2 protein-coding genes are annotated in these 2,968 nt (G+C 37.6%); both read left to right on the top strand.

All coding sequences use genetic code 11. From position 1 onward, the window contains the following. Positions 1-1,339: GAF domain-containing sensor histidine kinase (locus tag F6K40_RS39580; protein WP_293145610.1), on the top strand; the 1,339-nt coding region annotated here is incomplete at its 5' end. Between the two features lie 1,375 nt (positions 1,340-2,714). Beyond that, a partial coding sequence (locus tag F6K40_RS39575; protein WP_293145607.1) for a hypothetical protein occupies positions 2,715-2,968 on the top strand: 254 nt, incomplete at its 3' end.

The raw sequence follows: 2,968 nt of genomic DNA, 5'->3' as shown, positions 1-2,968 counted from the left end.
TAAATTAATGCAACTCTTAATTGAGAATGCTGGAGCTAACAAAGCCGTCTTATTATTGAACAACTCCGAAAATTGGGAAATTGTCGCTGAGTGCAATAATGACACTTGCGATCTATCCACTACTCCTTTAGCGGAAACCGAAACCGTTCCTAGCAGCATCATTAACACAGTCAAACGGACTCAAGAGACTCTGCTACTCAACAACCTTGAACAAAACAATACCTTTAATGCCGATCCTTATTTGCTCAAACAACCACCCAAAAGTCTCTTTTGCACGCCCATAGTTTATCAAGGAAAACTCATTGGCATTCTCTACCTAGAAAACAATCTCACTACTGAAGCATTTACTGCAGAGCGGATCGAACTGCTCAACCTGTTGACTGCCCAAGCAGCAATATCCATCGAAAACGCCAGACTTTACCAACATCTAGAAAACTATAGCCATAACCTAGAAGTTCAAGTTGAACACAGAACCCAACAACTCCAAGAAAACAATCAACACTTACAAGAAACCCTGCAAAAATTGCAGCAAACCCAATCTCAACTGATCCAGACCGAAAAAATGTCTTCTTTAGGTCAAATGGTAGCTGGAATTGCCCATGAAATCAATAATCCTATTAGTTTTATTTCAGGTAATATTACTTACGCTCGCGAATATGTCCAGGATTTACTAGAGTTGCTCAACTCTTACCAGGAAAGTTTATCTGTTCCCAGTGTGACTGTACAAGAGAAATTAGAAGAGATAGATCTAGAATTTATCTGTAAGGATTTAGAAAAAGTATTTGATTCTATGCAAACAGGAAGCGATCGCATTCGCCAAATTGTTCTGGGTTTACGCAATTTCTCCCGCCTTGACGAACAAGGAATGAAGCGGGTAGATATCCATGAAGGATTAGAAAATACCCTGCTGATTTTACAGCATCGTCTCAAAGGTAATGGCGATCGCCCAGATATTGCTATAGTGAAAGACTACGGGGAAGTACCCCCTGTCAACTGTTACGCTAGTCAACTCAATCAAGTGTTTCTACAGATTATCACTAACGCCATTGATGCTTTAACTACTTCACTAGCGCCAGATTGTCCGGACATTAGGATCGCTACTCAAATGCAGAACCAGGAGAGTATCAGGATTTCCATTGCTGACAATGGGGCAGGAATGAGTGAGACTGTTCAGCAACGTATTTTTGATCCCTTCTTTACTACCAAACCAGTTGGTAAAGGTACTGGACTGGGTTTGTTTATTAGTTATCAGATAGTTACCGAGCAACATGGAGGGGAATTGCAGTGTATTTCTCAACCGGAAAAAGGTACTAAATTCATTATAGATATTCCTATTTAACTACTACCGCTACAAGGAGTAATGAGTTAGGAGTAATGAGTAATGAGTTAGGAGTAATGAGTAATGAGTTAGGAGTAATGAGTAATGAGTTAGGAGTAATGAGTAATGAGTAATGAGTAATGAGGTAGGAGTAATGAGTAATGAGTAATGAGGTAGGAGTAATGAGTAATGAGTTAGGAGTAATGAGTTAGGAGTAATGAGTTAGGAGTAATGAGTTAGGAGTAATGAGTTAGGAGTAATGAGTTAGGAGTAATGAGTTAGGAGTAATGAGTTAGGAATAATGAGTTAGGAGTAATGAGTTAGGAGTAATGAGTAATGAGTAATGAGTTAGGAGTAATGAGTTAGGAGTTAGGAGTAATGAGTAATGAGTAATGAGTTAGGAGTAATGAGTTAGGAGTTAGGAGTAATGAGTAATGAGTAATGAGTTAGGAGTAATGATATCATGTCCGCTGGTATCGTTGGTGTAAACTCAAGGGTGAATTTTACCGGAAATTTAAGTTTTTTTCTGGCTCTTAAGTATTCCTGCCAGTTAAGTGTTCCCTCCTCCCTCCTCCCTGTTCCCAGTTAAGTGTTCCCTGTTCCCTACCTTTGCTACCGGACATGATATGAGTAATGAGTAATGAGTAATATCAAATCCGTTTAATTGGACATAAAAAAAATCTCCTATCTTCTGTAACTACGCTCATCTTTATGATTATTTCTCCTCCTGAGGACCTACGGACGCCCTTATGCAACGTCTCTACCTCCTGACTCCTCCTGAGTTAAGCAATCTATAACTGTTTAACCGGATTTGATATTACCTCCTCAAGCATTGTCAATATTCAACCGGACATGATATAAAATCCTGAAACTCTTATACTAGCAATTTTCCCAAAGAATGTTACAAATAGCTTAGTCAACTAAAGTATTTTAAGTAGTCATGCAAATTTACTAGAATAGATTGTTTCATAGCCAAAAATGATAATAAAAACTACTTCTACTGTATGGGGGATTTCCGTTTGTCATGCTCCGCAAACGCTTTTCGCCCCTACTGTACGGGTGATTTGCGAATCACCACTACTAGAAAAAATCCAAATATTTGTAGCAAAGATTTATAAAATAGGCATTATATAGTAAACTTTTGAACATTTTCAATTTTTATCTCCAAGGAACTTTAATTGATAATTTATAAATAAGAATTGATTTAATCAGTAATTTTGGGAGACATCTAATCGTCAAGTTACTTCTAGAAAATGATAAAATGTAGTAATACCAAATTCAAAAAGTAAGGCGACTCACCTTACCTCCTGACTACTCCCAACCCAAGTAGCTCAAGTTGATGAAATTGGTATAAAATAAAACCAATTATCTTTTGGGAATTTTTCTGGTGACAATCATGCTCAACTTACCTGGATATCAAGAAACAAACCAAATATATGACGGAAAACGAACCCTAGTCTATAAATCTATTCAAAACAGCACTGGGCAGTCTGTTATCGTTAAAGTTCTACGGAACCATTACCCTAGTTTCAATGAATTAGTCCAATTTCGCAACCAATACATCATCACTTGTCATCTGCAACACCCAGCTATTGTTCAACCTCTGGGTTTAGAACGCTATAATAATGGTTATGCTTTAATTATGCCAGA

Source organism: Okeania sp. SIO3I5, assembly GCF_010672085.1.
GTDB lineage: Bacteria > Cyanobacteriota > Cyanobacteriia > Cyanobacteriales > Microcoleaceae > Trichodesmium.
Note: the sequence above shows the minus strand (reverse complement) of the source record. Positions and strands in the feature narration are given on the sequence as shown.